The following is a 26330-nucleotide window of genomic DNA, read 5'->3' as shown; positions in this document are numbered from 1 at the left end:
GGATCGAGCCACGGGAAGACAGCGCGAGCAGCGGCTCCGCCTTATCTCGCAGCTATTTTTCCCCGTGAGGTATCCAGTTGCCTTCCAGGCGCATGGAAAGGCCGGCATCGTCCTCGATGCGCTTGGCGACATGAAGCTCGGCGGCGTTCGCGCCGTAGCGGCTTGCCGCCAAAGCGAACGCTCCTTCCGCAGCCGTTGTCATCGGCATCGCAGATCGAACATTCCGGTTCAGTTCCTGGATAAGGCGGAGGTCCTTCAGGCAGAGGTCGAGGCTAAAGCTGGGGTCGTAGTGGCCAGCGAAGATCGACGGCGCGTCATGACGGACCACAAAGCTGTCGCCAACACTATTCTGGATCGCATGCCAGAGAGTGCCGAGTTCGACTCCATTGGCCATGCCAGTGGCAAAGCCTTCCCCGATGGCGGCCGCTGCAATGAACCAGAGCTGGTTGGTCACGAGCTTCACGACATTGCCTGTTCCGAGAGCACCACAATGAATGACCATGCCGAGATGGGCAAGCACGGGTTCGATGCGCCCGAAGGTCGCATGGTCACTTCCGGCAAATAGCGTCAGCTTGCCGTTCCGGGCACCGTCGACCGCTCCGGTCACGGGAGAATCGACCACGCTGACGCTTTCGGGTGCCTCATCCCTGAGGCGGAATAGAAGTTCGTTGCGGTTCGTCGTCAGGTCGACCCAGATGCTACCGCTTTTGAGGCTCGCAAGCGCGCCACCTTCCCCCGACATGACCTTTTCGACATGGTCGGGCCTCGGAAGAGAGGTGAGGAAAATATCAGCCTGGGCTGCGCATTCGTTGGCCGAAGATGCAGCGATCGCACCAGCCGAAACAACTCTGGCCAACGCTTCCTGGCTGAGATCAAACGCGGTTACTTGATATCCCGCAGCCACCAGCCTGAGCGCCATTGGGCCACCCATATTACCCAATCCAACAAACCCGATGTGCGGTAGCGACATTTTCCAATCCCTGTACGTTGTTGACATCACGGATTGTAGGTTGACATGCCAGCCTGTAAACCTTGCTTATTTTCATCCTAATGAGGAACCTCAGGTTATCACTTCATGAAGAGATATCGTCTGAATCTGCCGCCACTCGACACGTTGTTGTTCTTCGAGGCTGCTTATCGGGCCGGTGGTTTCAGGCGTAGCGCCGCCGAGATGAACGTGTCTCAGGCGGCAGTGAGCAAGCGTATCCGACAGCTTGAAGAGTGGATGGGCGAACCTCTGTTCGTCAGGGATGGCAATCGGCTGCGCCCGACGCCGCTGGGCGAAAAGCTTTATCAGACTTCGAGCATGACGCTCGAATTCCTGCATCAGGGTCTGAGTACGCTTCGGATCCAGGCGCGGCGGCCGCTGTCGATCGGTGCGAATACGCCTGTCGGCATGTTCTGGCTGACGCCGCATCTGCGCGACTTCGGCTTGTCGTCGAATGCTTGCCCAACCCGCGTGATCACATCCGACGACCCGCAGGACCTGTTCGACCATGACAACGATCTCACCGTGACCTATGGTGACGGCGCGCTGCCGGGCCGCATATCTACGAGACTTTTCGGTGAAGAGCTGACCCCAATGGCCTCTCCGGAGATCGCCGATCGTTTTGATGGTGTGTCGTCGATACACGAAATCCCGCAGGATCGCCGTCCGGCCCTGTTGAACTTCGAGCGCGCGTCCCCCGATTGGGTTGATTGGCGGGTGTGGTTTCAGAGGGTTTCATTCCCAGATTTCGACGCTTGGCCCAATAAGACGCTGTCGACCTATTCGCAAACGATCGGGGACGCGATTAAGGGCAAGGGCATCGCGCTCGGCAGCATCAGGTTGCTAAGGGCCGAAGTTGCGTCGGGCAGCCTGCGGCGGATCGGAAGCGAAGTTCTGACCTCCGGTCGCGGCTACTATATATCTCACGGTGAGCGCTCCGGCCTGTCCGAAGGTGCGAAGAGCCTCATGGAATTTCTGATCATCGCCGCGCGTCGGGAAGCTGGCTGACCAGGGAGTCCGCAACGGGCCGGCAGGTGAGGTAGCCTTGCCTCAAATCCGGGCCATCGTTTTCTGATGCGCCGGGGTTGAGTGGGTTCCTGCTGCTCAAGCACGTGTAGCGGTTCGGCCTTGCGGCGGTGTAGCCGCACCAGCAATACGTGGGGAGCGTCACGATCGATGCGCAGGGCAAAGATCCTGTCGAACCGTCGCCGGAACGCCGGAATTGTCTATGGGGGCTTCTACCTGAGTGGCGGGCAAGCGCCTTGTTCAGGCGTTGATGAAACAACGTGAAATCCGCCTCGGGACTGTCGTGAACTGCCTTACCAGCCATAGCTGAAGGTCGCACCAACGCCGTTATCCCCATCCTGCACCACGTCGGTTTCCGTATTTCGCCCATATTGGAAAATGCCATAGGCATTGTTGTTGCCGTTCTGCCGCAAGGTCGCGGAATGACCATCGCCCTGCTGCCGGATGAAGCCGAGGTTTCCACGGCCAGCCTGAGCGATGCCAGCCGCGTTATCCCGGCCCAGCTGCCGGATGTTGGCGCCCTTCAGACCGCGGTAGAGCGAATAGACGCGCAGTCCGGTTGAGAAAAGATCTGCATCCTCGGCATTATCAGGCGCGAGATTGAACGAGATCCGGCCGCCGGCATAGGCTGGCACAGACAAGGCTGCTTGTCCCAGGCTCCCGGCAAGAAGAGTGACGGTAAGGATCTTAAACACATTGCGGGTCATCCTGATCTCCATTGGCCGGCTGCCTTAGCCGATGATCAACTTTCGCATCTTTAAGCTGAACCCAGTCGGAATTGCCCGTTCAGTTGTCGTTCAGTCGTTTCGGCCGGATCAAAAGCAAAAGGACGCCGGAAACCGGCGTCCTTTTTAAGGGATTCGCAGAACGTAGAGACCGACTAGTCGCCGCCGATCTGCTTCGTGCAGCTGAAATTCTTGTCCCCGATCACGACATCCAGTGTGGCTTTGTATTCGGCTCCTTTGGAGTCGAGCGAGACGGAGCTGAGGATTGCCGGATGTCCGGCTGTGGCCTCAAAGTCGCCGCTCTGGTTGATCGTGGAGCTTCCGCCGCCTCCTGATTTCTCGACATGGAAGGTGTAGGTCCCGCCGACATGGCTGTCGGCGTGGACGAGTGCATCCAGTCTCACCATACCTGCTCCAGGCGTCGCCTTGATTTCGCAAAGCTGCGCCTCATCGGATTGGTTGGCAGTCGTCATGGCCGCAACCGCGCCGACGGGAAGCAGAACCAGCGCAAGAATGGCGATCAGGCGGCGTGGATGTTTGACGCTATTTGGCATGGGTCATCTCCCCTAGTGGTCTGCCGTTGCAATTCCGACCTTTTGCGCCATCGCACAGCCGCTTACGGGCAGGCCTGGACGAAGGCCGCGACATTGCCGTTGCCGCCCTGGCTTACATTGGCGCTGCAGCCATGGCCGACCTGGACGCCAGCCGCGATGTTACCATTGCCGTCCTGGGTAAGAATGGTCGTATGGTTGGAGCCAAATTGGCCGATGCCGGCGACATTGCGGTCGCCGTTCTGATAGGTGGCGCCGTAATTGTCATTGCCTTCCTGGCCGATAGCCGAAAGGTTGTGGCGACCATATTGATGGCCGACAATCCGGTTGTAGCCGCCGTTCTGGTAGGTCCTGATCCGGTTTCCATATCCTTCCTGCGCACCACCGGCAGAATTCGACCAGCCATATTGTTCGATACGCACATCGTTGGCCATGGCGGGTACTGCGGCGGTAAAGCCAACGAGAGCGACGAGTGCGGTTGCAATGAAAGACGTGCGGATCATGACTGTGTCTCCTCAGGCGGATAAGACCGCGGTTGAACGTCTTTCTTTTAGACGCTCTCTTTGGAACGGAAGCTGAAGGTATCATTCAGTCGAGGTTCATTCGCCGGGATCGATGCCCGCTGACATTGCGGAGCTGATACCCGAAGAAGTTTGACGTTTCGCAGGAGGGTTGTCAGGGAGTAGCAGATCCTAACGTGAGTGCCGGATGTTGGGATTGAACGAATTTATGGTTCAGGAGCAGGTTGCGCTCTATCGGCGCCCTGTCGGGTAACTTTCATCGCGCGACGAGAGCCTTGGCGGTTCGTTATCGTTTCTTCTTCTGCCAGCGTTCGACCAATCTGCGGGTCTCCCGATCCTTGGCACCGGAGCAATAATAGAGCAGCCATGGCGAACTGAGCCAGAATTCCAGCAGTTCGGGCGCATGGAGCATACGGTTCAAAACGGCGGTGCGATAATAAAAGGCACGGGTGTTGCCGTAGGCGTCAAAGGCGCCAACGCCGACCCCTGTTGGAAGCCATTCCTTTTCGATCATGGTGGCAAGCACAGGATCGTCTTCAGGGTGATGGATCAGGAAGAACAGAAGCTGGCAGCAGCGAGCGCGGGAGAAATGCTCCAGCCCTTCCAGAAACCAGTCTGCGCCGGGATGGTAATTCGAATAAAGGTGCAGAGCATAAGCACGCATCGCGGCAACGAGACCGGATCGCCAGCGTTGGTGGCGATCACCGTAGTCGGCAAGAGCGAGATGCGTTTCCAGCGATGGGCGTTCCGAAAACGCCTGCTCGATCATTGCCGGCAAATCCGGCAGGGCGAAATGCGCCGCTGCTGCCTGCCGGCAATCCTCTCTGTCGAACATGGCGAGCATGGCAAAGACCTTATCCGCCTTGTCCGGCGGAAGGTGTGACATGCGCTCGATGAGGTCACGTGCGTAACCGGCCTTGAGCAGCCGCCACGTGAAATTGACGGCCTCGCCATGGCCCCGATCGTTCAGCATCGGCTCGAATGCCGGTGCATAGACGAATTTGCCCTCAATCCATTCACGACGGATTGGATTTGGCTGATGATCTGCAATGATGCCGATGGCTTGGTCGAGATCGAACGATGCCGGATTGTGCCCCACATCCCAACAAAATCGCGCCAGTCTCGGGTCATCCCAGTCGCGAAGACGCGAAAGGCTCGGATGTGGAAAAAGGGAAGAGAGCGGGATGGCGTCGTCTGTGAACTGTTTGCGGCCTATCGACCATGTCGACGTGTCGAAGGCCTCTTTCGCTGCAATGTCAAAGTCGCCATCCGAGGCGCGGGTGAACAGCCGCCGCGTCCTCACCACCGGGTCGCCGGATGCAATCAGCCGCTTTGAAAGCCAGCAGCGCTTCTTTTTCTTGCCGTCCCACATGTCTTCACGCATCGCGCAAAGCGGATTGAGTGCGAGGTCGTCCTCCTGGAAATGCCGCCGACGAACATAATCATCGAGAAAAGCGTGATAGGCAGGCGTCTCGGCCAGAGCTGCCAACCATTCGTTCTGGCGCGTATCCTGCGTCCAACCCATCTTGGTGGCGTCCTCCAGGTCGAAACGCCAAATCGTTCCGTAGCCATATTGCACCATGGCGCGGGCGAGTAAGAGGGCTTCGTCAAAACGACCAAGAGCGGCAAGAACACATACGGCATTGAATTCAAGATGGCCGCGGCCGCAGCTTCCGACCGTGGTAACATCGAGCGGGCCTAGCAGTCCTCGGTTTTCGATTACTGACAAGGCACGCCTGGGCTGCTCGGTTAGCAGCGCGTTGAAAATGAAGAATTCTTCAAAATCATAGGTTTGTATCAGATTTCGGTCGGGCTTGAAGCCAGCGAGAATCTTCTCCTGGCGATCTAGGAGCCAATCTCGCTCGATCGAGAACGGTCCATAGGAATCGATAGTTGGATGAGCAAGAATCGGCGCAAGAGTGTGGGCGTCCGGGAGAACCCAGTGCAGTTTGCGGCGTAGCATGTCGTCGATCAGCAGCATAACCGAAAACGCCGTGGCGTAATCCGCGGTGGCGAGGGAGGCCCGAATGGTGCTGAGATGCAGATAGGGAAATGCGTTTACGAGATCGCCGAAATTGCTGCCGCGAACATAGTATCTATGGTCGGGCGCAAAGAGGTCAGCCACGCGCCCCAGAACGGTCTCGATCTCGCCGGGCCTATCGGCTCTGATCAAAGCACTGGCCATCATGGCGCTGAGGATACCGACGAGCGGATGCGGCTTGTTGTTTTCCGAGATGACGCGTGCAAGAGGCCGAGGATCAGCGCTCAACGCCAGCAAAGGCTCGTCCGGATTGGGTGAGTTCATGCAGTCCAGTACCCAGGCCACACATGTATCGATCTGGAATTCCGATTGCTGCATATGGTCTCCGAAAGAAATTCGAGCAAAGCAGGCGTATCTGACAACTGCGAAGGATGATGCCGCAGCCGGCTATTTTCTGTCTCCAATCCACTTTTCTCGAATGAGGAACCGGCGGAAGTGCAGCCATTGATTGAAAGGTAGAAGCTCCGCAGCAAAGACGCAACCACTTGTAGGGCCTGAATGAGCTCGGGTGTCACGCGGCCCCAATCTGCCCCCTTTGCGGGGATATTTATGGGCGGTCATAGCGGAGCATGACGTCGAGACCTCCCATATGCGAATAGGAGCAACCCGTTCTACGATCTGCGTTCGTTCCTTCGCTTTCATGATGAGCGGTTGAGGTGACGGCCAAAACTGGTTATCAGCCCGTTCGTCCAATTTGCGAACAGTAAGGTTATAGCCGTATGGCTCCAAGTTTCCTCGTCACCCATTCCGGCGGCTTTCATGCTGACGAAGTGTTGTCCAGCGTCATTCTCACACGACTTTTCCCTGACGCGCGGCTTGTTCGCAGCAGGGCGCCGGAATGGATCACGCCCGGCGCCGATCGCGTCGTCTATGATGTTGGCAGCGCTTATGATGCGGCCGCCGGGATTTTCGATCATCACCAGCGCGGTGCACCGCAGCGCGATGATGGTCAGCCCTTCAGTTCGTTCGGGTTGATCTGGAAACATTTCGGCCGCGACTATCTGACCGTTCTCTCTGTCCCGAGCGCCTTCGTCGAGACCGTGCATACCGCTTTCGATGCCAGCTTCGTCTTGCCGATCGACCTGGTCGACAATGGCGCACTCAGCCCGGATAGCGCCGGTTTGCTGGCCGGATTGACCCTGCCGTCCTTGCTTGAAACATTGAAGCCCGTCTTCGACGATGCGGATCCGCAGGCGACCGACCGGGCATTTCATACTGCCGTCGCGATCGCCCGCAGCTTCGTCGATGCGAAGATTGCCGGGATCCATGCGAAACTGCGCGCCGAAGCGTTGGTGCTGCAGGCGATTGCGTCTGCGGGGGAGGGCCGCGTTCTCGAACTGCCGATGGGCATGCCATTTCGTCCGGCAATCATGAAAGCGGGTGCCGATCATCTCTTGTTCGTGGTCCACCCGCGCGAGGCCGATTGGTGCCTGACCGGAATTCGCCGTGCGGAGGAGGGATTCGAACTGCGCGCCGACCTTCCGGCGGCCTGGGCGGGGTTGAGCGGTCACGATCTGGAAGTGGCCACCGGAACTGAGGGTGCCAGTTTCTGCCATAACGGCCGTTTTATTGCCGCTGCCAAAACGCGAGAGGCCGCGCTCGCTCTGGCTAGGTTGGCCGTGGAGGATGCGGAGAAAGGAGCCGGTTGAGTACCAGCTCGAGGCCGAGCTTGCCCGTCGCCTCATCAGGTAAGCTCGGCGGAATACCGAGGGCACCAGCGGGTGGGGCAGTTCGGCCAATTGCCCGTTATCATTTTGCAGCCAGGGGCCGGATTGCCCCTCAGCTTTGCATCCCGTTCAGATCGACTGGAAATGTCCGGGTGAAATTATCTGGGGATGATCCGGCCCCGCCGTTGCTCCCATCAGCGTGCATTGGCACGATCAAGACATCGAAATGGAGGCCCATGATGCGCTTATCCGCCCCGCCGATGTCGAAAGAACGACTTGCGCAGTTGCTGGCCGGTTTTTTGCCGGATCCCAAACAGCAAGGGGCTCACACCGCTATGCGAAACCAGGAAACTGGAAAAGCGATATGTGAAGAAGGCTCGGCTGGCGGATCAAATTCACAGTGACCTGTGATCGTTATGGAAGCGCAGCCTGATCTATCGACGCATCACGACCTCGAATATAATTTGTGATGCTGTAGCCGCGCCGGTTCAGATCCGACCAAGAGCAAAAGAACTATCCGCGCCCCCTGACCGGTCCTTCAGGCGCGTGGCTTGAGTTTTTTCCGGATTTGATGGCGCCCCGCTGCTCCCAGGCTCCGCACTGTCTCGGCTTTGTCGGAGGCTGAGCCGACCTGTCGAAGACTCAGATTTGCGGCCGATGATTTATGAACGGACAGCGTATTTTCCGAAAACATGTCAGCTGAGACTTCGTCCATCCGATGAAAAGGATCGCTCGAATTAGAGCGTTGGTCGCTGCATGAGAGGCTTTCGGTCGTATCGGCGAGCCGATACCCGCCGGTATTGCACCTCGTAAGTCGTGTTGGAGAAGAAGTTTGTTCATCATCAGACCAAAGTCCGTGTTCAACGCAGATCCATTTGGATATTGGAGGACTGCCCCCGGTCGCCGACACCACTGCCACCCGTCGGCGGTCTGCCCTGCCACCGGACTAACCTCAGGTGGCAGGGCGAAGCTTTAATCATCCATCCCGGATGATCATCGTCCTTGATTGGATGAGAGTGGCAAATGCCTGTAGGAAGGATTGCTTTCGCCTCGCGCTAGAAAAACTGCCTTTGGATCTTCGGGTTTCGACACGATCATTTTCGCGACGGGCCCGGTGCCCGGTAACGCCAATTTTCGGAGCGAGCAAATGTCGATCAATCGCCGCCACTTCAACCAATTGCTGCTCCTTGGAGGCGCAGGCCTTGCCTTGGGAGGCAACGTGTCATGGGCAAGCGCCGCGGAGACGCCGGTGAGCGGCGGAACCCTGAACTGGGCCTATTATCCCGATCCGACGGCGCTGATCGCGATCAATACATCTTCCGGCACGGGCCAGGCGATCGGGCCGAAGATCAACGAGGGGCTGCTCGATTTCGATTATGATCTCAACCCGACGCCGCTTCTGGCGACCTCGTGGTCGGCAAGTGCTGATGGACTTCGCTACACCTTCGCACTCCGCAAGGGCGTCAAATGGCATGATGGCAAGGATTTCACCTCGCAGGATGTCAAGTTCACCGTCTTCCGCCTGAAGGAGGCCCATCCGCGTGGGCGTATCACCTTCCAGAACGTGACGGATGTCGAAACGCCCGATCCGTTGACCGCGGTGATCGTTCTTTCGAAACCGGCCCCCTATCTCATTTCAGCCCTCGGCAGCTCGGAATCGCCGATCGTACCGAAGCATGTCTATGAGACCTTCAAGCCAACGGAACAGCCGACGCTTGCCCAGACGATCGGCACCGGGCCGTTCATCCTCAAGGAATGGGTACCCGGCAGCCATTTGATTTTCGACCGCAACCCCGATTACTGGGATGCGCCGAAGCCCTATCTCGACCGTGTCGTCCTGCGCGTCATTCTCGATCCGGCGTCAAGGGCCGCGGCTCTTGAGACCGGAGAGGTCGACATTGGCGCCAATCCCGTGCCGCTATCGGATATCGAGCGGCTGAAGGCCAATGCCAACCTGGTCGTCGATACCACGACCTACGCCTATTCCGGGCCGCAGCAGCAGCTGTTCTTCAACTACGAGAATGAAATCCTGACGAAGAGGGATGTGCGGCTGGCGATCGCGCACGCCATCGACCTGCAGAAGCTCGTGGATATCGCCCTGTTCGGCTATGCGCAGGTTTCGCCAAGCCCGATCAGCACAGCCTTGCCGAAGTGGTATGATCCGAGCATCAAGGCGCGCGAACCCGATCCCAAGCTTGCCAACAAGCTTCTCGACGATGCGGGCTACCCGCGCGGCGCCAATGGCACGCGTTTCAAGCTGAGGCTTGCCTATAATTCCTTTCTTCAGCCCTCCTATGCCGATTTCATCAAGCAATCGCTTGCCGCGGTCGGCATCGATGCCGAAATCCTCAAACTCGATCTCGCCACCTTCCTGAAGACGGTCTACACGGATCGTGCCTGGGATCTGGTGATCGAATCCCTCTCCAACACGTTTGATCCGACGCTCGGTGTACAGCGCGCCTATTGGTCGAAGAACTTCAAGATTGGCCTGGTTTTCTCCAATGCCAGCCATTACGCCAATCCGGAGGTCGATGCACTGCTGGAAGCGGCTGCGATCGAGCCGGATGAGGAAAAACGCCGGCAGCTCTGGTACAAATTCCAGCACGTCATCCATGACGACGTCGTCTCCGTCGATCTGGTGGCGGCAGGTGCGCAGATCGTCGCCAACAGGCGGGTCAGGAATTTTGCGCCCGGCGCGCAGGGTATCAACAACAGCTTCGGCCAGATCTGGCTGAGCCCGAGTGCCTGACGACTTCGCCCCCACCGATCGAGCCGGCTATCCAAGCCGGCTCAGGGCGTTCCTCGCCGCGATCGTGCGGATCATGTGGCTCTGCGGCGCATGCGAACGGGCGGTGATCGCGTCGCGATGGTGGCGCTCCAACTGGAAATCGCGATTGAGGCCGGGGTTGCCGGCGAGTTCGAGCGCGAGGCTGGTGACGGCAACAGCATTGTCGATGACGACATGGCGAACATGCATGCCATCCATCCCCACCGGCCTGCCGGCATCGACATCCTCTCCAAGCGAGCGCAGCAGCCGCGCATTCGTTGCAAGCCGGACCTCTATTTCACCCAAGCCATCCTGAATACGCGGCACAGTCGCGATCGGCGTGCCAAGGCTCGTGGGTGTGTGGTTGCTGGCAAATACAAGAACGCGATCGCGCGCGGCCCTTGCCACGCCGTGATAGACCGCACCGAGCAGGCCAAAGAAGAAGGCCGCCGCGTGCTCATCGCGGCGGAGCGGTTCCGTGGCGGGCTGCGCCTCGATGACGTCGTCAATCGGGATCGATACGTCTTCGAGAATGATGTCGTCGCTCGCCGTTGCGTGCATGCCGGCCGCATTCCAGTTCTTTTCGATCCGAAAGCCGGCGGCGTCGGTCGGCACGAGAAACGAGGCAAGGCGAGGCTCTTCCTCGTCTGTGACGGCGAGAAGCGATACCCATTTCAGAACCGGGATGCCGGTGACATAGCTCTTATGACCGGAAATGCGCCAGCGATCGCCGTCACGGCGCGCGATGGTTTCCGGCAGGGCGCCGTGGGCCGGCGATCCGATGCGCGGTTCGGCCTGGGCGTTGTTGATCAGCGCCACGCCCTGCCTGTTTGCCAGAAGCACCCGCTCCGCCAGATGCACGGGCCATTTGCCGAGGCGGCGGATGGCAAAATGCGAGGTGTAGTGCATGGCAAGCACCAGCGCGGTCGATGGTTCGCCGCGGGCGATCTCGCTGATAACGGCCTGTGCCGATGTCAGGCCCTCGCCATGACCACCGTGATCGCGTCCGCTGACGAGACCGAGCAGGCCGGTATCGAAAAGCCTGTCGAAGTTTTCGAAGGGAAAGGCGCCGGTCGTATCGTGATGCGCGGCTGTCCTGGAAAAATCCTCGGCAAGGTCTTTCGCCTTGCCGATCAGCTCATCAGCCGTCTTTGTCATTGTCGTTGCAACCTGGTTCAGGCGACGGCCCGTTCGGCAAAGCCATCGATATGGCGGCGATCCACCCATTCGCCGATATCGAAATCGCCGGCCAGGAAACCGAAGTCGCGCAGGAAGTTCTTGTAGTGCTCGACGGCGTCAATCAGATCCGGCTCCAGTCCCAGCCCGAGGTGGCGATGGATTTCCGGGCCGTTTGCGGCAAGGACCTGCTCTTCCGTGGCACCGGATTCCCGGGCGACGAAGCGGCGGGTTTCCTCCGGATGGGCCTCTGCCCAGGCACTTGCCTTGAAGATCGCCTCGATCAGCTTGCGCACGAGATCGGGGCGTTCTTCGGCAAGGAGCTCGTCTATGGTCAGCACGCGCGGCGAGCCGGAATTGATACGGATTTTCGGATCGGGATGAAAACCGAATTCGACAACCTGAACGGCGCCGAGGAGGTTGGCGACGTTGATCCCGGCGGTTCCCTTGACGTAGATCGCATCCACCTCGCCGCGCAGGAGAGCGGCGATCTCTTCGCCATAGGCCTGTCTGCGCTTAAGGCCGAAGAGCGACGGCCCCTCCTGGCTTGCGAGCACGGAATCGGCAAGAGCAATCTCGACGATTTCGACATCGTCCTTGGAAATACCCTCAAGCGAAAGGGCCGAGATGAGGCCCTTGAGCGCCGTGGCGCGCATGAAGTCGACGATCCCCTCCGGGCGCCGGGCGATGCCGAAGCGTCGGCCCTTGAGATCCCTGGTCGTCTTGATGCCGGTTCCCGGCAGCGTGATGATCGCCTGAAACTCGTCCGTCCAGGTAATGCCGACAAGGCGGGTACGACGCCCTTCCGAGCGGGCGCGAATGGGCGGCACATTGCCGCCGTGGCGGAAGGACCAGTCGAGCGTATGGTTGAAATGGCTCTGCCGGATGTTTCGATCCGGAGAATCGATGATGGATTTCAGCGTGACGCCTTCGCTGCGAAAGCCGTCTTCGAGATAGCCGAGCTGCGCGGCCAGACCCACAGGCGTCGGAACAGGGCAGCGTGTGTACCAGATTTCGGAAATGGCATTGCTGGTCATGATCGTTCCTTTCAGTGGCGAAGCCCGGCCTGTTTCATCAGCGGCAGGACTTCCTCGCCGAAGAATTCCAGATCGTCGCGGAAATCGAAGAAGCTGAGCTGCAAGCCGTCGATGCCGGCCGCCTTCAGCTTGACGAACTGATCGACAACCTGCTCCGGCGAACCGATGACGCGAATATTGCCGCCGATGAAGCGATAGGGATCCTGGGCGTCGCGCCCCTTCCAGGCATGGGCATCGGAATCCAGCGACTGGAAGCCCTTGCGGGAGCGCTGGTCGGCATGGGCGACGATCCGGTCGGCCAATTCCCATGCCTCCCTCTCGGTCGGCCGACAAATGACCATCGGATTGAGCAGGGTTCGCACGGTGCGGCCGACATCGGCGGCGGCGTTCTTCACTTTCTCAGTGTGAGCCGGCAGGGAGGCAAGGGCGCTGTCGATATCAGCGCCGGTCGGGCTGGTGATGAAGACGATATCCGAATAGCGGCCGGCAAAGGCGATGCCGGCATCCGAGCCGGTGGCGTTGACCAGGATCGGCCGACCAAAATTCGGTTTCGGCGTCACGTAGCCGCCGCCGAGCTTCCAGCTGCTTTCGCCTTCGAAGGAATAATTCTCGTCGTCGCTCCACAGCCGCTGTACGACCTCGAGAAATTCCGCTGCAAGCTCATAGCGCTTATCGTGTTCGATGCGCTGCCAGCCGAACATCTCGTGCTCGACGGCCCTATGGCCGGTGACGACATTGATGCCCCAGCGACCGCCGGTGATGTGATCGAGCGTAGCGCCGAACTTGGCGAGGTGCAGCGGATGCCAAGGGCCGTAAAGCACATGCATCGTGGAGATGAGCATGATCTTCTTGGTGAGGCTCGCAAGTGCTGCGGTTGAGACGAAGCTGTCGAGAGCCTGGCCGTCGAAGACGCCTCCATAGCCGCCCTTGGGAAGCCATTGGGACAGGGCGAAGACGAGGTCGAAACCCAGCTCCTCCGCGCGAAGCGTCAGCGCCTTGTTGTAGTCGAAACGCCAATCGGTGGAGCGTTCCAGTGTCGATTGTGTCCAGCCGCCGGCCTGGATCGGCAGGAAAAGGCCGAGAAGAACAGGTTGTTTCAAGGCCTGCGATAGCGGGCTGTCGGGAAAATCGGTCGGTGCTGCGAATTTCGGCAGGCCCACGATGGAGCCGGGACGGTGCTGAATGGACATGGCTTTCCCTTGCTTTCGATGCTTCAGGCAGTTGCGATGTAGGCGTAGGCAAGGCTACCGGCGATGCCTTCGCCACCGAGCGTGTGGTCGGAGATGCGCTTGTTGTAGATGGTGAGTTCGGGTTGGCTGACGATGTCGAGGGCGGGCAGATCCTCGACGAGGATCCCCTGGATCTCACGCCATTGCTCGGCCCGCTTTTTCGGATCGACTTCGACGGCGGCGGCTTCAAGAAGAGCGTCGACCTTGGGGTTGCTATAGGCGGAGCCATTGGAGAAAGGCACGCCCGGCTTGAAGTTCTTGCTCCAGTAAAGCCGTTGCACGCCGACGGTGGGATCGAAGAGATTGCTCATTCCTTCATAGGCGAAATCGAAATCGCGATCGGTGTAGATGCGCTTGGTGTAGGTGGCGAAATCCTGGCTGCGTACCGTCACCTCGACGCCGACCTTAGCGAGTGCCTGACGGATATATTCCGAGCCGCGGCTGTAGGGTTCGCCGCTCGGCACATAGTCGAGATTGAGACGAAACCGCACGCCGTCCGAACCACGTGGATGACCGGCCTCGTCGAGCAGCTTCTCCGCAGCGGCGAGATCGATCGGATAGGTCTTCAGATCGGCGACATACCATTTTGTCAGGTTGGGATTGATCGGGCCGGGGATCGCTTCGCCATAGCCGTAGTTGATGGTATTGCGGATTACCTCGCGGTCGATGACATGCGCGAAGGCCTGTCGGACGCGGATATCCTTGAAAACCGGCCTTTCGAGATTGAATTCGATACGGCTGACACCATTCGCATATTGATAGCCCCTTGTTTCGAGGGCGAGGCTCGCCACACCCTTGAGGCGATCGAGATCGCTGAGCGGAACGGGCGTCGATGGCGCCAGATCGATCTCGCCGGTCTCGATTGCGATCGAGCGGGCGGCGGCATCGGGAATGAAGCGGACGATCAAGTGGTCGAGATAGGGGCGTGGCTGGTCCCAATAATCGGGATTGCGCTCATAGACGATATGGCTGCCACGCACCCATTCCTTGAATTTGAAGGGGCCGGTGCCGATCGGGGCAAGGTTGACCGGATTTTCGGCGACTTTCGTTCCTTCATAGAGATGATGGGGAACGATTGGCGATTCCGAGGCGGCAAGCGCGGTAATCAGGTAAGGGGCCGGCTTGGAAAGCACCAGGACCGCGGTCAGGGGATCGGGCGTTTCGATTTCGACGAGGTTAAGAAAGGTGTTGCGCCCGCGCGGATGGACATCTTTGAGGGTTTTGATCGAGAAGGCGACGTCATCGGCGGTAAAGGGCTTGCCATCATGCCATTTGACGCCGTCGCGCAGCCTGAAGGTGTAGCGTAGCCCGTCATCGCTGACGGCCCATTGTTTGGCGAGGAGCGGCTGCGGATTGAGATCGAAATCATAGGTCAACAGCCCCTCGGTCACCTTCGGCGAGACATAGACCGAGTTGAAGGCCGTATGGGCGATCGTGGTCAGAACCGGCGGTTCGGCCGAAAGCAGAAGGGTTGCTGTACCGCCGCGGGACGGAGCGGCACGCACTGCTGTTCCGGTGGCTGCGATCACGCCGAATGCTGCCGACGAGAGCAGGAAACTCCTGCGTGTAATTGTAGGAAATCTATTCATCTGAAGTTGCCTCGTCTGTCTAGAGCAGCACTGCTGAGCCCGAATGGCTGCTGGTTTTATGTTCTCGAAGAGTGCGGTTCTCGTAGGTTGCTTTGTTGCCTTGCGCTCGCTTCTTGGAAGAATTGATGCGAATATCCCAAATATATGAAAATACATTCTAATTTCTCTGCATGATTTGAGAAATTTCAGAAATATCTACCAATATCGATTTGACAAAACCTACAGATTTAGTCAACTACTATTGCGATGCGGCGCCTGAAAATTCGATTGACGCTGCCGAGGAGTTTCGATGTCGGCTTATATGCGGATAGGGCGAACACTACGCCGGACAACCATTCAGGCGGTGCCGACCATGCTTGGCATCGTTATCCTGAATTTCTTCCTGCTGAAGCTGGCGCCAGGTGACGCGGCCGATGTCATGGCGGCCGAAGCCGGATCGGCGACTGTCGAGACGATGGCGGCCCTGCGCGAGCGTTTCGGCCTTGACAATCCGATCCTCGTGCAGCTGGCGAACTATCTCAACAATCTCGCGCATTTCAGCCTTGGCTTTTCGCCGCGCTACGGCATGCCGGTGGCCGATCTGATCGGCCAGCGATTGCCGGGCACCCTGACACTGATGCTGGCTGCGCTCATCGCGGCGATTGCGATCGGGCTGATCCTTGGATCGCTGATGGCTACATTTGCCGGGCGGCTCCCGGACCGGCTGATCTCGATCGTCTCGCTGCTGTTCTATTCAATCCCGGGCTTCTGGATCGGGCTGATGCTGATCCTGTTGTTTTCGGTCAAGCTCGGATGGCTGCCGAGTGGCGGTGACAGCACCATCGGCTCGCGGCTGACCGGCCTGCCGGCGCTGCTCGATCGGATACGCTACATGGTGCTGCCGGCCATATCGCTCGCCCTGTTCTATCTTGCCATCTACGCGAGATTGACGCGCGCCTCCATGCTCGAGGTCAAGTCGCAGGATTTCGTCCGCACCGCGCGGGCAAAGGGCGTTTCGCCCTTCATGTTGACGACGCGGCATGTGCTGCGCAACGCGTTGATCCCGATCACGACGATGGCTGGAATGCATTTCGGCGGCATGCTGGGCGGCGCCGTCGTCGTCGAGACGGTCTACAGCTGGCCCGGCCTCGGGCGACTGGCCTTCGAAGCGGTCATGGCCCGCGACTTCAGCGTTCTGCTCGGCATCCTGTTGCTCTCGTCACTTCTCGTCATCATCGCCAATGCCGCGGTCGATCTTCTGCAGGCCTGGCTCGACCCACGGATCGGAGCAAGCCGATGAAAGCGCAGGAACTCAAAATCTATGCGGACACGGTGCCTGATGTTGGGGCTAAGGTGCCCGAGAGGGAGATGAAGGCTGTGCCTGCTCCCGAACGCCGTTGGACCCACATTCATGCGCCCGATGCGCGTACGACGGCGGTTTCGGCCCCGCGCTGGCGGGGGCGTGGGCGGGAGCTCAAGATCTTTCTTTCCAATCCCAACGCACTTTTCGGCATTGCGGTTCTTGCCACCATCGTGCTTGCGGCCCTGCTTGCGCCGATCCTCTATCCCGGCGATCCCCTGGAAATGGTAGCGCGACCCTTCCTTTGGCCGGGCCAGAACCCAGCTTATCTCCTGGGAACGGATTCCATGGGCCGAGACGTGCTGGCCGGCATCCTGCACGGCGCCCAGATCTCGCTGACCGTCGGTATTGCGGCGACCCTGCTTGGGCTTGGCGCCGGGGTGACCATCGGTGCGCTTGCCGGTTATTTCGGTGGCGTGGTCGATGACCTCCTCGTCAAGCTCATCGAGATCTTCCAGACCATGCCGAGTTTCGTCCTGCTTGTCGTGCTGGTCGCAATCGCACAGCCGACCACGACGACGGTAACGGTCGCGATCGCGCTGGTCAGCTGGCCGACTGTCGCGCGGCTGACACGCGCCGAATTCCGCGCCATCAGAGAGAAAGACTATGTTCTTGCCGCCCGCAGCCTCGGCTTCGGCCACGCTCGCATCATCTTTCGGGAAATCCTGCCGAACGCCCTGCCGCCCTTGATCGTGACATCTTCGGTTATGGTCGCAAGCGCGATCCTGATGGAATCGGCGCTATCCTTCATGGGGCTTGGCGATCCCAATCGGGTTTCCTGGGGGTCGATGATCGGCGCGGGGCGCGATGTCATCCGGACCGCCTGGTACCTCACCGCCCTGCCGGGCCTTGCTATCGTCTTGACCGTACTGTCGCTCAATCTCATCGGCGACGGCCTGAACGATGCGCTTAATCCGCGTTTTTCGGAGGAGCGTCGATGACGGCACTTCTTGATGTCCGTGATTTCTCGGTCGGTTTCGGCAGCGCCCAGCCGGTCAAGGGCGTCAGTTTCACCGCGACGTCCGGTGAGATGCTGGCGGTTGTCGGCGAATCCGGCTCCGGCAAGTCCCTGACGGCGCTCGGCCTGATGGGGCTCTTGCCTGCGCATGCGAAGACGGCGGGTAAAATCCTGTTCGACGGCCGTGATCTGTTGACGTTGCCCGAACGGGAGATGCGTGGCATTCGCGGGCACGACATCGCCATGATCTTCCAGGAGCCGATGACATCGCTCAACCCTGTTCTGACCATCGGCGACCAGATCGTCGAAGTATTGCGCATCCATGAAAAATTGAACCGGAAACAGGCACGCCAGCGCGCGATCGACCTGCTCGACCTCGTGAGCATTCCCGAGGCGAGCAAGCGCGTCGACGATTATCCGCACCAGCTGTCGGGCGGCATGCGCCAGCGAGTGATGATCGCGATTGCCGTTGCCTGTAATCCCAGGCTGTTGATTGCCGACGAAGCCACGACGGCGCTCGACGTCACGATCCAGGCGCAGGTGCTGCAGTTGCTCGATCGCCTGCGCAGCCAGCTCAACATGGCCGTGATCCTCATCACGCATGACCTCGGCATCGTCGCGCAATGGGCCGACCGCGTCGTCGTGATGTATGCGGGGCGAAAGATCGAGCAGGGGCTGCCCGGTGCCCTGTTTGAGACGCCTTATCACCCCTATACGCAAGGGTTGCTTGCGGCCTCTCCACGATTGAAGGCCGACTATCACTATCGCGACGGGCCATTGATCGAAATTCGCGGCTCGATCGTTTCGGCAGCGGGCGAAGAGGGGTGCCCCTTCCGGCCGCGCTGTCCGGTGGCGCGACCGGCTTGCGGGCAAGCCGTGCCGCCGCTTATCGCAGTTTCGGCCAGCCGTGAGGTCGCTTGTCCCTATGTGCCAGTCCTTGCGGAGAGAGCCCATGTCGCTTCTGTCGGTCGATAGGCTCTCCACGCACTATCCGGCTGCGGCTGGGACAGTGCGGGCCGTGGATGACGTATCGCTTGAGATCCTTGAGGGTGAGACCGTGGCGCTGGTCGGGGAATCCGGCTGCGGCAAGTCGACCCTCGGCAAGTCCTTGATGCGTCTCATCGATCCGACCTCCGGCCGCGTCACGTTCAAGGGGCGCGATGTCGCTGCAATGTCGGGCAAGGAATTGCAGGCGATCCGCCGGCACATCCAGATGATCTTCCAGGACCCGTTTGCCTCGCTCAATCCGCGCCAGACGATCCGGACGATTCTGACCGCACCGCTTCGCGTGCACGGCATCGGGGATCGCAAGAGCCGCGATGCCATAGCCGCCTCGATGGTTGCCCATGTCGGCCTGCCCCCGGATTCGCTCGACCGCTATCCGCACGAGTTCTCCGGTGGCCAACGCCAACGCATCGGGATTGCCCGGGCTCTGATCCTGCAACCGGAGCTCGTCATCTGCGACGAGCCCGTTTCCGCACTCGATCTGTCGATCCAGGCGCAGATCCTCAACCTTCTCGTCGAGATGAAGACGGAGCTTTCGCTGTCCTATCTCTTCATCTCCCACGATCTTTCGGTCGTGCACTATTTCGCTGATCGCGTGCTGGTCATGTATCTCGGCCGCATCGTCGAAAGCGCGCCGACGGCAAGGCTCTGGAGCGATGCCAAGCATCCCTATACGCGCGCATTGCTTGCCGCCGTCCCCGATCCGTCGCGGCGCAAGCAGGCCGCCCCGATCACCGGCGATCTGCCGAGCCCACACAATCCGCCATCCGGCTGCCGTTTCCACACGCGCTGTCCGCTCGCAACAGACATCTGCCGGACCGACGATCCGGCCTATCGGCAAACGGGCAGCGGCCACGCGGTCGCTTGCCATCACGCAGAATGAAATGGAGAAATGACATGGTCGACTATCGCTATCTCGGGCGCAGTGCGTTGAAGGTATCGCCCCTTACTCTAGGAACCATGATGTTCGGTGGCCCGACGCCCGACGACGTCGCCTTCCGCATCATCGACAAGGCTCGCGATCAGGGCATCAATTTCATCGACACTGCCGACGTCTACCATGACGGCAAATCGGAAGAAGTCGTCGGCCGGGGCATCAAGGCAAACCGCGATCACTGGGTGCTGGCGACGAAGTTCGTCAACTCACACAAGAAGGGTCCCAATCTCGGTGGCCATTCGCGTAAATGGGTGATCGAGACGGTCGAAAACTCGCTGCGCCGCCTCAACACCGATTATATCGACATCCTCTATTTCCATCGTGCCGTCTTCGACGCGCCGCTGGAGGAGCCGGTGCGGGCAATTGCCGATCTCATCCGCGCCGGCAAGCTGCGCTACTTCGGTGTCTCGAACTTCCGCGGCTGGCGCATCGCCGAGATCTCGCATCTTGCCGACCAACTCGGCATCGATCGCCCGGTCGCGAGCCAGCCGCTGTATAACATCGTCAATCGCACCGCCGAAGCCGAACAGCTTCCGGCCGCTCATCATTACGGCCTCGGCGTCGTCTCCTATTCGCCACTGGCACGTGGCGTGCTCACCGGAAAATATGAGCCGGGTAAGGAGCCAGCCGCCGATACGCGTGCCGGCCGCGGCGACAAGCGCATCCTCGAAACCGAATGGCGGCCGGAATCGATCGCCATCGCCAAGGAAATTGTCGCCCACGCCGCCGCCAAGAAGGTCACGCCGACCGAATTTGCAATCGCCTGGGTGCTGAACAACAGGTTGATTACGTCGGCGATCACCGGGCCGCGCACGGAGGAGCATTGGGACAGCTATGTAAGTGCCCTTGATGTCAGGCTTAATGCCGAGGACGAGGCTCTGGTCGACCGCCTGGTCACGACAGGCCATCCATCGACACCAGGCTTCAACGATCCGAGCCACCCAGTCGAGGGCCGGGTTCCCGTCAGTGCCGCGGGCGATGCCGAAAACGTCGTGCCGCTGGCCCGCGCGGTCGCATAGCCATCAAGCCCAGGCCCTGCTCAGGCGGGGCCTTTTCTTCCGGCGCGAAAAGAGCCTTTCATGCCCATAGTCGCTTCATCAGCCGCACCCTCCCTATCCGTTGAAACCGATCGGGCGACGTTACTTGCCCGCGTGCCTGACCTTGCCGCGCAGATCGCGGAAGGTGCCGCAGCGCGAGATCTTGAACGCGAACTGCCCCACGAGGCCTTTCGGCTTTTTAAGGAGGCCGGCCTTGGCGCACTGCGCATACCGACGGCGCTTGGCGGCCCGGGTGGATCGGTGCTGGATTATATCGAGATGGTGATGACGATTGGTGCGGCCGATAGCAATGTCGCGCACGCGCTGAGGAGCCATTTCAATTTCACCGAGGCCCTGCTGCTCAATCCGAACAGCTCGCTGGACCGCACGCAGCTTGCCCGGGTTCTGGGCGGAAAGCTCTTCGGCGGCGCTCATACGGAGCAGGGCACGAAACGCCCCGGCGAGGTCACGACGCGGCTGATGAAAACAGGCGATGGCTTCAGGCTCAACGGGCAAAAATGGTATGCAACAGGCACGGCTTTTGCCGATTTTGCTTCGTTCAGCGCCAAGGACGATGAAGGTGAGCTCGTCAGCGTGTTGTTGCCCGTCGACCGCAAGGGCATCACCATTCTCGACGATTGGGACGGTATGGGCCAGCGCCTGACGGCAAGCGGCGGCGTGCTGCTCGACGACGTGGAAGTGCTGCCGCACGAGATTTCGAGGCGTGGGCTAAGCACGCTGATCGGCAGGCATACGTCCACCCTGCGCCAGCTTCATCTTGCCGCCTCGATGGCGGGTGCCGTGCGCGGCGCGCTTCGCGAAGGGACTGAATATGTGCGCAGACAGGCGCGCTCCGCGGCCCACAGCGCCGCCGAGACGGCAAACGTCGATCCTTTCGTCCAGAAGATACTGGGCGAGATCGCGGCAAACTCCTTTGCCGTCGATACGCTGATCCGCGAAAGCGCCCGCGCGCTCGACCGGACGGCTGCGGCTTTTGCAGGCGATGATCCGCAGATTTTGGAGACGGCTTTGGTCGAAAGCGCGCTGACGACCGCGCGCACCCAGATCGTCACATCGCAGCTCGCACTGGCTGCGGCAACCAATGTCTTCGAGCTCGGCGGTGGCTCGGCGACGTCGCGGCATCTCAATCTCGATCGCCATTGGCGCAACATCCGCACGGTGCTCAACCACAATCCACTGCTGCACAAGGCGCGGGTTGTGGGCGACTATTATATCAACGGCACCACGACGCATCTGGAAGAAGGCAAGGTTTTTTGAACCATGCATATAGACCCGCATTCCCATCATTCCGTCGTCATCATCGGCGGTGGCTTTGCCGGCGCCCTGACGGCGATCAAGCTGCTCGACAAGACGGAGGTGCCGCTTTCGATCACGATATTGGAGCCCCGCGAGGAACTTGGACGCGGGGTCGCCTACAGCACGACCGAGAGCGTGCACCTCGTTAACGGCCCCGCCGGCACCTTTTCGCTTCATCCGGAAGAGCCGGACCATCTCGTTCATTGGCTAGCGGAGAATGCGCCGCGTTACGGCTGGACACTGCCTGCCGATATAGCCGGCAGTTTCCCGCCACGCTACCTCTACGGAACCTATGTCCGCGATGAACTGCATCGAGCGATATCGACCGCCCGCTCCGGATCGACATTCCGGCACGTCAGAGCCGCGGCGAGCAGCCTGGCGTCCGCCCCGCACAGAGTGGAGATTGTAACCAGCCAAGGCGACACTATCACAGCGGACGAGGTGGTTCTGGCCCTCGGCGTCTTCCAACCCGATCTTCCCAAAAAGGAAGCATCCGCTGCCCATCATCCGGCTTTCGCGACTTCTGCGTGGGATGCCGCTGCCCTGGATCGTCTGGTCGAAGCAGAAGAGATCCTGCTCATCGGCTCCAGCCTGTCGATGGTCGATGCGGTCGCCAGCATGGAGGCGCGGGGCTTTCGAGGCCAATATCAGGTGATATCCAGGCGCGGCCAGTTCATCGAGGATCGGCGCAATGTCGAGCCGGAGCGGGATTTTCTCGCCGAAAGCCCGCTGCCGACCACCGCACGATCCTTACTCTCGATCGTCAAGGCCGAGCGTCGCGCATTGGCTGCTGCGGCCAAGGACTGGCAGGCGCTGCCCGTTGCCATCCGGCCGCACATTCTGCCTCTCTGGCAGAAGGCTGACGATGCGGAGAGATTACGGTTTGCCCGTCACCTGCGGGCGTTCTGGGACGTGACGGCCCATCGCGCTGCGCCTGACAGCTACCGCGCCGTCTCCAATGCCATCGCCGAGGGCCGGCTGCGGCATCGGCCTGCCCGATTGCTGGCGATGAAACCCTCCGGCCGCTCGATCGCGGTGACGTTAAAGAGCCGCACGGGCGGCACCGAGGTCCATTCCTTCGGCGGCGTCATCGACTGCCGTGGCCATCAGCTGCATGACTGGCGGCGCATTTCCGATCCCTTCGTCAGGAGCCTCGTCGAAAGCGGTGAGGTCCGCCCGCACAGCACCGGCTTCGGCATCGATGCCACGGTAGAAGGGGATGTCATTTCGGAAGAGGGCCGTGTCCATCGCAACATCAGCGCCATCGGCCATCCGCTGCGCGGCGTTGCCTGGGAGTCGAGCTCGATCTCGGAACAGCGGGTACAGGCAATTGCGCTCGCCGATCGTATCCTCAGCAAGCTGACGCCGCTTGCACTTGCCGCCTCGTAAGTCACCATAAAAGAAGGGGGCGCCGCATCGCCCCCTCAAGCAGAATGCGCTGCGTTCAGCGTCAGCCTTCTCCCTCCTTGATGTAGACATCGGCGAAATTCGACTGCACGCCCTCGGCGCCGGTCGTGTGATTTTTGACGCGCTTGTTGAAGACGGTGACGTTTTCGAGCGAGATCAGATTGATGACGGGAAGCTCGTCGGCGATGATCTTCTGAAAGTCGTTGAATTCCTGTTTGCGCTTTGCCTCGTCGACTTCGATCGAGGCTGTCTCGAGCAGCCGGTCGACCTCGGGGTTCTGATAGTGGCTGGAATTGGAGAACGGCAAGCCGAGCTTGAAGTTCTTCGACCAGTAGATGCGCTGCACGCCGAGCGTCGGGTCGAACTGGTTGCCGAGATATTCCGCCGTCAGGTCGAAGGCGCGCTCGGTATAGACCTTCTGGATGTAGGTGGAGAAATCATAGGAATCGATTCTCGCATCGATGCCGATGCGGGCGAGGTTCTGTTTCAGATATTCGGCAACACGCTTGAAGCCTTCATTGTAGGAATTGTGCGTCAGTCGCAGCGTGAACCGGGTGCCGCCGCCGTTTCGCTTGTAGCCGGCTTCGTCAAGCAATTGCTCGGCCACCTTGAGATCGAAGGCGTAGGGCTTGATCGACCTATCCAGATAGTTGGGCAGAAACGTGCTGACCGGTGTCGGAGAGACGTGTCCATAGCCATACCAGACCGTGTTGAGGATAACGTTGAGATCGATCGCGTGGGCGATCGCGCGTCGGACACGGACATCCTTCAGATATTCGTTGTCGAGGTTGAGAATGAGCTGGGTCTGATCGCCTTTCGTCTCGTAGCCGCGGGAATCGATGCCGATATTCGGCAGGGCCTTGATGCGCTCGAGATCGGCGAGCGGAATGGGATTGTCGCCGCCAAGATCGAATTCTCCGGTCTCGAAACCGGCCGCGCGAGCGGCGCCATCGGGCACGAAACGTACGACAACCTGGTCGAGATAGGGCTTGCCGGCATCCCAGTAATCGGGATTGCGCTCGAGAATAATATGGGAGCCACGAACCCATTCCCGGAAGACGAAGGGGCCGGTGCCGATGGGCGCACTGCCGTTCGGACTGGTCGGAACATCGGCAATCTTGACGCCCTCATAGACGTGTTTCGGCACGATCGGGGATTCGGCCGCATAGAGCGCTTTCAGGAGATAAGGTGCCGGCTTGGAGAGGCGGAATATCGCCGTCAGCGGGTCTGGCGTATCGACTGAAATGACATTGGCGAAGGTGCCGCGCCCGCGCGGATGAACCTGTTTCAGGAGTTCGATCGAATAGGCCACGTCCACCGAGGTGAACGGCTTGCCGTCATGCCATTTGACGTTGGGCCTGAGCTTGAACGTATAGGTGAGACCATCCGCGCTGACCGACCATTCGGTTGCGAGCTGTGGCTTCGGCGTGAGGCCGAAGTCGTAGGTCAGCAGGCCCTCGGTCACTTTCGGGCTGATCTTCTGTGTGCCGCCGGCGGTATGGGCCAGCGCCAGGATGGTCGGTGGCTCGGGTTCGACGATGAAATTGAGCGTGCCGCCACGCGGTGGCGTGTCTGCGGCGCGCGCGGCAAAGGTCGGCAACAGGCTCGCGGCAGTCGAGAGCAGAAGCAGTTGATTGAAACGACGGCGATTGATGGTCATTCGGTTTCCTTGCCGGCTGAAATGGTTCGGTTCCTGTGCGGATATGCGGCGGTCTGGCTGCGCAGAAGCTGCCGACCGGCCGTGGCTGGCGCATCTTCAGGTCGCCAGCCGGCAAAACGGAAGAATGTTTTTCTCGCTCCTTGAGAAAGAAAAGCTTCGCGAAATTCGTTTCGCCGGGGAAAGGTCAAACGCTATTGTCTATCAAAAATATAGACTATTTCAGGATTTTAGTTTTTGCTTCCCCTATGCCCTTTGGGCATGGAAGAAAATGTCCGCCCGCTTGCCGGTAAACGCAAAGCGCGTTCTCGTCTTTGGCGGGCGGATTGTGCTGCAATCGCTCCCATGAACACGATTGCCCAGACTCGAAAAAAAGCCATCCAGCCGACCTTGGCGCGCTTGCCGCCATTGACCTCGCTGCGCGCCTTCGTCGCCACGGCAAGGCACTTGAGTTTTCTGGGTGCCGCAGAGGAGTTGCATGTAACCTCGGCAGCGGTCGGCCAGCAGATTCGGCTGCTGGAGGATTATCTGGGGCAGGCGCTTTTTCACAGGGTTCGCGGTCAGCTGCAATTGACGGCAGCCGGTCTCGCGCTCGTTCCCGGTTTGACGAATGCATTCGATGCGGTGCTGGCGACCATGACGCAATTCGTTGCCAGCGACCACGATCTTCCGATCCGCGTGTCCGTGGCGCCGTCCTTTGCCAGCAAATGGCTGATCCCGAGATTGGACGCTTTGAGACAGGCAGCGCCCGGCTTGCAGATTCTGCTCGATGCCTCGACGCAATTGACCGATCTGAATGCTGGCGACACGGATTGCGCCATTCGTTATGGCAGCGGCGGCTACCCCGGTCTGGTCGTCGAGCATCTGTTCTCCGAAGCCGTCGTGCCAATCTGCAGCCCGGACTTCGCCGAGCGGCATTGGCTCTGGAATGGACCGCAGGCAATCGAAGGCGTGCCGCTGCTGCACGAGGATGGCGCGGAACACGATCATTCCTGCCCAGACTGGAATGCCTGGCTGCGAGCCGAAGGACTGGCCCTGCGCCTGCCGAATGGCGGCTTTCGCCTCAGCCAGTCTTCCCTCGTCATAGACGCCGCGCTGGCGGGGCAGGGGCTCGGGCTCGGTAAAGTTCGCCTGGCCGAGGCCGAGCTGAAGGCGGGGCGCCTTGTCAGCCCGTTCGGCAGTCCGCAGCCGGTAAGCTTTTCCTATTTCTTCGTGACGACGCCCGCCAAGGAGCGCCTGATGCGCGTCGAGCTTTTCCGCAGCTGGCTTCAGGCCGAGGTCAAGGCATTGCGGACGATCGGCGATATCCTGTTGCGGAACTCACGGCGCAAATTCGATATTGCTGCCGCCGAATGA

The 26330-nt window shown here is 60.1% G+C and carries 22 protein-coding genes; 12 read left to right on the top strand and 10 right to left on the bottom strand.

Going from position 1 to position 26330, the window contains the following annotated elements:
• Nucleotides 1-52 precede the first annotated feature (52 nt).
• Complete coding sequence (locus ABOK31_RS30515) at nucleotides 53-931, bottom strand: NAD(P)-dependent oxidoreductase (protein ID WP_349962748.1); 879 nt, start codon at nucleotides 929-931, stop codon at nucleotides 53-55.
• 144 nt (nucleotides 932-1075) lie between these two features.
• On the opposite strand from ABOK31_RS30515, the gene ABOK31_RS30510 reads away from it, so the two are divergent.
• On the top strand, nucleotides 1076-1996 hold the full coding sequence (locus ABOK31_RS30510; protein ID WP_349962747.1) for a LysR family transcriptional regulator: 921 nt from the start codon (nucleotides 1076-1078) through the stop codon (nucleotides 1994-1996).
• A gap of 311 nt (nucleotides 1997-2307) precedes the next feature.
• Here ABOK31_RS30510 and ABOK31_RS30505 read toward each other — a convergent pair whose 3' ends face one another.
• The 4 genes from ABOK31_RS30505 to ABOK31_RS30490 form a co-directional block, all read right to left on the bottom strand.
• Complete coding sequence (locus tag ABOK31_RS30505) at nucleotides 2308-2721, bottom strand: curlin (RefSeq protein ID WP_349962745.1); 414 nt, start codon at nucleotides 2719-2721, stop codon at nucleotides 2308-2310.
• 173 nt (nucleotides 2722-2894) lie between these two features.
• A complete protein-coding gene (gene csgH / locus ABOK31_RS30500; RefSeq protein ID WP_174172712.1) occupies nucleotides 2895-3293 on the bottom strand; it encodes a curli-like amyloid fiber formation chaperone CsgH in 399 nt (132 codons plus the stop codon).
• A 62-nt stretch (nucleotides 3294-3355) separates the two neighbouring features.
• The gene (locus ABOK31_RS30495) at nucleotides 3356-3793 is read right to left on the bottom strand and encodes a curlin (RefSeq protein WP_174172711.1); all 438 of its coding nucleotides are present in this window, start codon (nucleotides 3791-3793) and stop codon (nucleotides 3356-3358) included.
• A gap of 304 nt (nucleotides 3794-4097) precedes the next feature.
• Nucleotides 4098-6170: a hypothetical protein gene (locus ABOK31_RS30490; RefSeq protein WP_349962744.1), complete on the bottom strand. Its 2073-nt coding sequence runs from the start codon at nucleotides 6168-6170 to the stop codon at nucleotides 4098-4100.
• A 401-nt stretch (nucleotides 6171-6571) separates the two neighbouring features.
• Between ABOK31_RS30490 and ABOK31_RS30485 the strand changes: the two genes are divergently transcribed.
• Nucleotides 6572-7501, top strand: coding sequence for an MYG1 family protein (locus tag ABOK31_RS30485; protein ID WP_349962743.1), 930 nt, complete (start codon nucleotides 6572-6574; stop codon nucleotides 7499-7501).
• A gap of 1165 nt (nucleotides 7502-8666) precedes the next feature.
• Complete coding sequence (locus ABOK31_RS30480; RefSeq protein ID WP_349962741.1) at nucleotides 8667-10268, top strand: ABC transporter substrate-binding protein; 1602 nt, start codon at nucleotides 8667-8669, stop codon at nucleotides 10266-10268.
• Between the two features lie 27 nt (nucleotides 10269-10295).
• On the opposite strand, the gene ABOK31_RS30475 is transcribed toward ABOK31_RS30480, so the two are convergent.
• The 4 genes from ABOK31_RS30475 to ABOK31_RS30460 are packed head-to-tail and all read right to left on the bottom strand — an operon-like array spanning nucleotide 10296 to nucleotide 15317.
• On the bottom strand, nucleotides 10296-11444 hold the full coding sequence (locus ABOK31_RS30475) for an acyl-CoA dehydrogenase family protein (protein ID WP_349962739.1): 1149 nt from the start codon (nucleotides 11442-11444) through the stop codon (nucleotides 10296-10298).
• 17 nt (nucleotides 11445-11461) lie between these two features.
• Complete coding sequence (locus tag ABOK31_RS30470; RefSeq protein WP_349962737.1) at nucleotides 11462-12499, bottom strand: ABC transporter substrate-binding protein; 1038 nt, start codon at nucleotides 12497-12499, stop codon at nucleotides 11462-11464.
• Nucleotides 12500-12510: 11 nt separating this feature from the next.
• Entirely contained in the window at nucleotides 12511-13689 is a 1179-nt protein-coding gene (locus tag ABOK31_RS30465) for an LLM class flavin-dependent oxidoreductase (RefSeq protein WP_349962736.1), read from the bottom strand.
• Between the two features lie 23 nt (nucleotides 13690-13712).
• The gene (locus tag ABOK31_RS30460) at nucleotides 13713-15317 is read right to left on the bottom strand and encodes an ABC transporter substrate-binding protein (protein ID WP_349962734.1); all 1605 of its coding nucleotides are present in this window, start codon (nucleotides 15315-15317) and stop codon (nucleotides 13713-13715) included.
• Nucleotides 15318-15606: 289 nt separating this feature from the next.
• Between ABOK31_RS30460 and ABOK31_RS30455 the strand changes: the two genes are divergently transcribed.
• The 7 genes from ABOK31_RS30455 to ABOK31_RS30425 are packed head-to-tail and all read left to right on the top strand — an operon-like array spanning nucleotide 15607 to nucleotide 23299.
• Nucleotides 15607-16596: an ABC transporter permease gene (locus ABOK31_RS30455; RefSeq protein ID WP_349962732.1), complete on the top strand. Its 990-nt coding sequence runs from the start codon at nucleotides 15607-15609 to the stop codon at nucleotides 16594-16596.
• Entirely contained in the window at nucleotides 16593-17597 is a 1005-nt protein-coding gene (locus ABOK31_RS30450) for an ABC transporter permease (RefSeq protein ID WP_349962730.1), read from the top strand. Before ABOK31_RS30455 ends, ABOK31_RS30450 begins: the two co-directional genes overlap by 4 nt.
• Nucleotides 17594-18589 carry an ABC transporter ATP-binding protein gene (locus ABOK31_RS30445; protein ID WP_349962728.1) on the top strand — a complete coding sequence of 332 codons (996 nt, stop codon included), beginning with the start codon at nucleotides 17594-17596 and terminating at the stop codon, nucleotides 18587-18589. Before ABOK31_RS30450 ends, ABOK31_RS30445 begins: the two co-directional genes overlap by 4 nt.
• Entirely contained in the window at nucleotides 18567-19502 is a 936-nt protein-coding gene (locus ABOK31_RS30440) for an oligopeptide/dipeptide ABC transporter ATP-binding protein (RefSeq protein WP_349962726.1), read from the top strand. The genes ABOK31_RS30445 and ABOK31_RS30440 overlap by 23 nt, the downstream gene beginning before the upstream one ends.
• 14 nt (nucleotides 19503-19516) lie before the next feature.
• Nucleotides 19517-20575, top strand: coding sequence for an aldo/keto reductase (locus ABOK31_RS30435; protein ID WP_349962725.1), 1059 nt, complete (start codon nucleotides 19517-19519; stop codon nucleotides 20573-20575).
• A 60-nt stretch (nucleotides 20576-20635) separates the two neighbouring features.
• Nucleotides 20636-21871: an acyl-CoA dehydrogenase family protein gene (locus tag ABOK31_RS30430; RefSeq protein WP_349962723.1), complete on the top strand. Its 1236-nt coding sequence runs from the start codon at nucleotides 20636-20638 to the stop codon at nucleotides 21869-21871.
• A gap of 3 nt (nucleotides 21872-21874) precedes the next feature.
• The gene (locus ABOK31_RS30425; protein WP_349962722.1) at nucleotides 21875-23299 is read left to right on the top strand and encodes an FAD/NAD(P)-binding protein; all 1425 of its coding nucleotides are present in this window, start codon (nucleotides 21875-21877) and stop codon (nucleotides 23297-23299) included.
• Between the two features lie 61 nt (nucleotides 23300-23360).
• On the opposite strand, the gene ABOK31_RS30420 is transcribed toward ABOK31_RS30425, so the two are convergent.
• Nucleotides 23361-24977, bottom strand: a complete 1617-nt coding sequence (locus ABOK31_RS30420) for an ABC transporter substrate-binding protein (RefSeq protein WP_349962720.1) — start codon at nucleotides 24975-24977, stop codon at nucleotides 23361-23363.
• Here ABOK31_RS30420 and ABOK31_RS30415 point away from each other — a divergent pair.
• Both ABOK31_RS30415 and ABOK31_RS30410 read left to right on the top strand, forming a co-directional pair.
• Complete coding sequence (locus ABOK31_RS30415) at nucleotides 24970-25323, top strand: hypothetical protein (RefSeq protein WP_349962719.1); 354 nt, start codon at nucleotides 24970-24972, stop codon at nucleotides 25321-25323. The two genes, ABOK31_RS30420 and ABOK31_RS30415, sit on opposite strands and share 8 nt — an antisense overlap.
• On the top strand, nucleotides 25320-26330 hold the full coding sequence (locus ABOK31_RS30410) for a LysR substrate-binding domain-containing protein (protein ID WP_349962717.1): 1011 nt from the start codon (nucleotides 25320-25322) through the stop codon (nucleotides 26328-26330). Before ABOK31_RS30415 ends, ABOK31_RS30410 begins: the two co-directional genes overlap by 4 nt.

The sequence above is a fragment of the Rhizobium sp. ZPR4 genome, from assembly GCF_040215725.1.
GTDB classification, from domain to species: Bacteria; Pseudomonadota; Alphaproteobacteria; order Rhizobiales; family Rhizobiaceae; genus Rhizobium; species Rhizobium rhizogenes_D.
Note: the sequence above shows the minus strand (reverse complement) of the source record. Positions and strands in the feature narration are given on the sequence as shown.

Coding starts and splice junctions, on each gene's coding strand:
- ABOK31_RS30515 (WP_349962748.1), bottom strand. CDS start 931: ATGGGTGGCCCAATGGCGCTCAGGCTGGTGGCTGCGGGATATCAAGTA.
- ABOK31_RS30510 (WP_349962747.1), top strand. CDS start 1,076: ATGAAGAGATATCGTCTGAATCTGCCGCCACTCGACACGTTGTTGTTC.
- ABOK31_RS30505 (WP_349962745.1), bottom strand. CDS start 2,721: ATGACCCGCAATGTGTTTAAGATCCTTACCGTCACTCTTCTTGCCGGG.
- csgH (WP_174172712.1), bottom strand. CDS start 3,293: ATGCCAAATAGCGTCAAACATCCACGCCGCCTGATCGCCATTCTTGCG.
- ABOK31_RS30495 (WP_174172711.1), bottom strand. CDS start 3,793: ATGATCCGCACGTCTTTCATTGCAACCGCACTCGTCGCTCTCGTTGGC.
- ABOK31_RS30490 (WP_349962744.1), bottom strand. CDS start 6,170: ATGCAGCAATCGGAATTCCAGATCGATACATGTGTGGCCTGGGTACTG.
- ABOK31_RS30485 (WP_349962743.1), top strand. CDS start 6,572: ATGGCTCCAAGTTTCCTCGTCACCCATTCCGGCGGCTTTCATGCTGAC.
- ABOK31_RS30480 (WP_349962741.1), top strand. CDS start 8,667: ATGTCGATCAATCGCCGCCACTTCAACCAATTGCTGCTCCTTGGAGGC.
- ABOK31_RS30475 (WP_349962739.1), bottom strand. CDS start 11,444: ATGACAAAGACGGCTGATGAGCTGATCGGCAAGGCGAAAGACCTTGCC.
- ABOK31_RS30470 (WP_349962737.1), bottom strand. CDS start 12,499: ATGACCAGCAATGCCATTTCCGAAATCTGGTACACACGCTGCCCTGTT.
- ABOK31_RS30465 (WP_349962736.1), bottom strand. CDS start 13,689: ATGTCCATTCAGCACCGTCCCGGCTCCATCGTGGGCCTGCCGAAATTC.
- ABOK31_RS30460 (WP_349962734.1), bottom strand. CDS start 15,317: ATGAATAGATTTCCTACAATTACACGCAGGAGTTTCCTGCTCTCGTCG.
- ABOK31_RS30455 (WP_349962732.1), top strand. CDS start 15,607: ATGTCGGCTTATATGCGGATAGGGCGAACACTACGCCGGACAACCATT.
- ABOK31_RS30450 (WP_349962730.1), top strand. CDS start 16,593: ATGAAAGCGCAGGAACTCAAAATCTATGCGGACACGGTGCCTGATGTT.
- ABOK31_RS30445 (WP_349962728.1), top strand. CDS start 17,594: ATGACGGCACTTCTTGATGTCCGTGATTTCTCGGTCGGTTTCGGCAGC.
- ABOK31_RS30440 (WP_349962726.1), top strand. CDS start 18,567: ATGTCGCTTCTGTCGGTCGATAGGCTCTCCACGCACTATCCGGCTGCG.
- ABOK31_RS30435 (WP_349962725.1), top strand. CDS start 19,517: ATGGTCGACTATCGCTATCTCGGGCGCAGTGCGTTGAAGGTATCGCCC.
- ABOK31_RS30430 (WP_349962723.1), top strand. CDS start 20,636: ATGCCCATAGTCGCTTCATCAGCCGCACCCTCCCTATCCGTTGAAACC.
- ABOK31_RS30425 (WP_349962722.1), top strand. CDS start 21,875: ATGCATATAGACCCGCATTCCCATCATTCCGTCGTCATCATCGGCGGT.
- ABOK31_RS30415 (WP_349962719.1), top strand. CDS start 24,970: ATGGTCATTCGGTTTCCTTGCCGGCTGAAATGGTTCGGTTCCTGTGCG.
- ABOK31_RS30420 (WP_349962720.1), bottom strand. CDS start 24,977: ATGACCATCAATCGCCGTCGTTTCAATCAACTGCTTCTGCTCTCGACT.
- ABOK31_RS30410 (WP_349962717.1), top strand. CDS start 25,320: ATGAACACGATTGCCCAGACTCGAAAAAAAGCCATCCAGCCGACCTTG.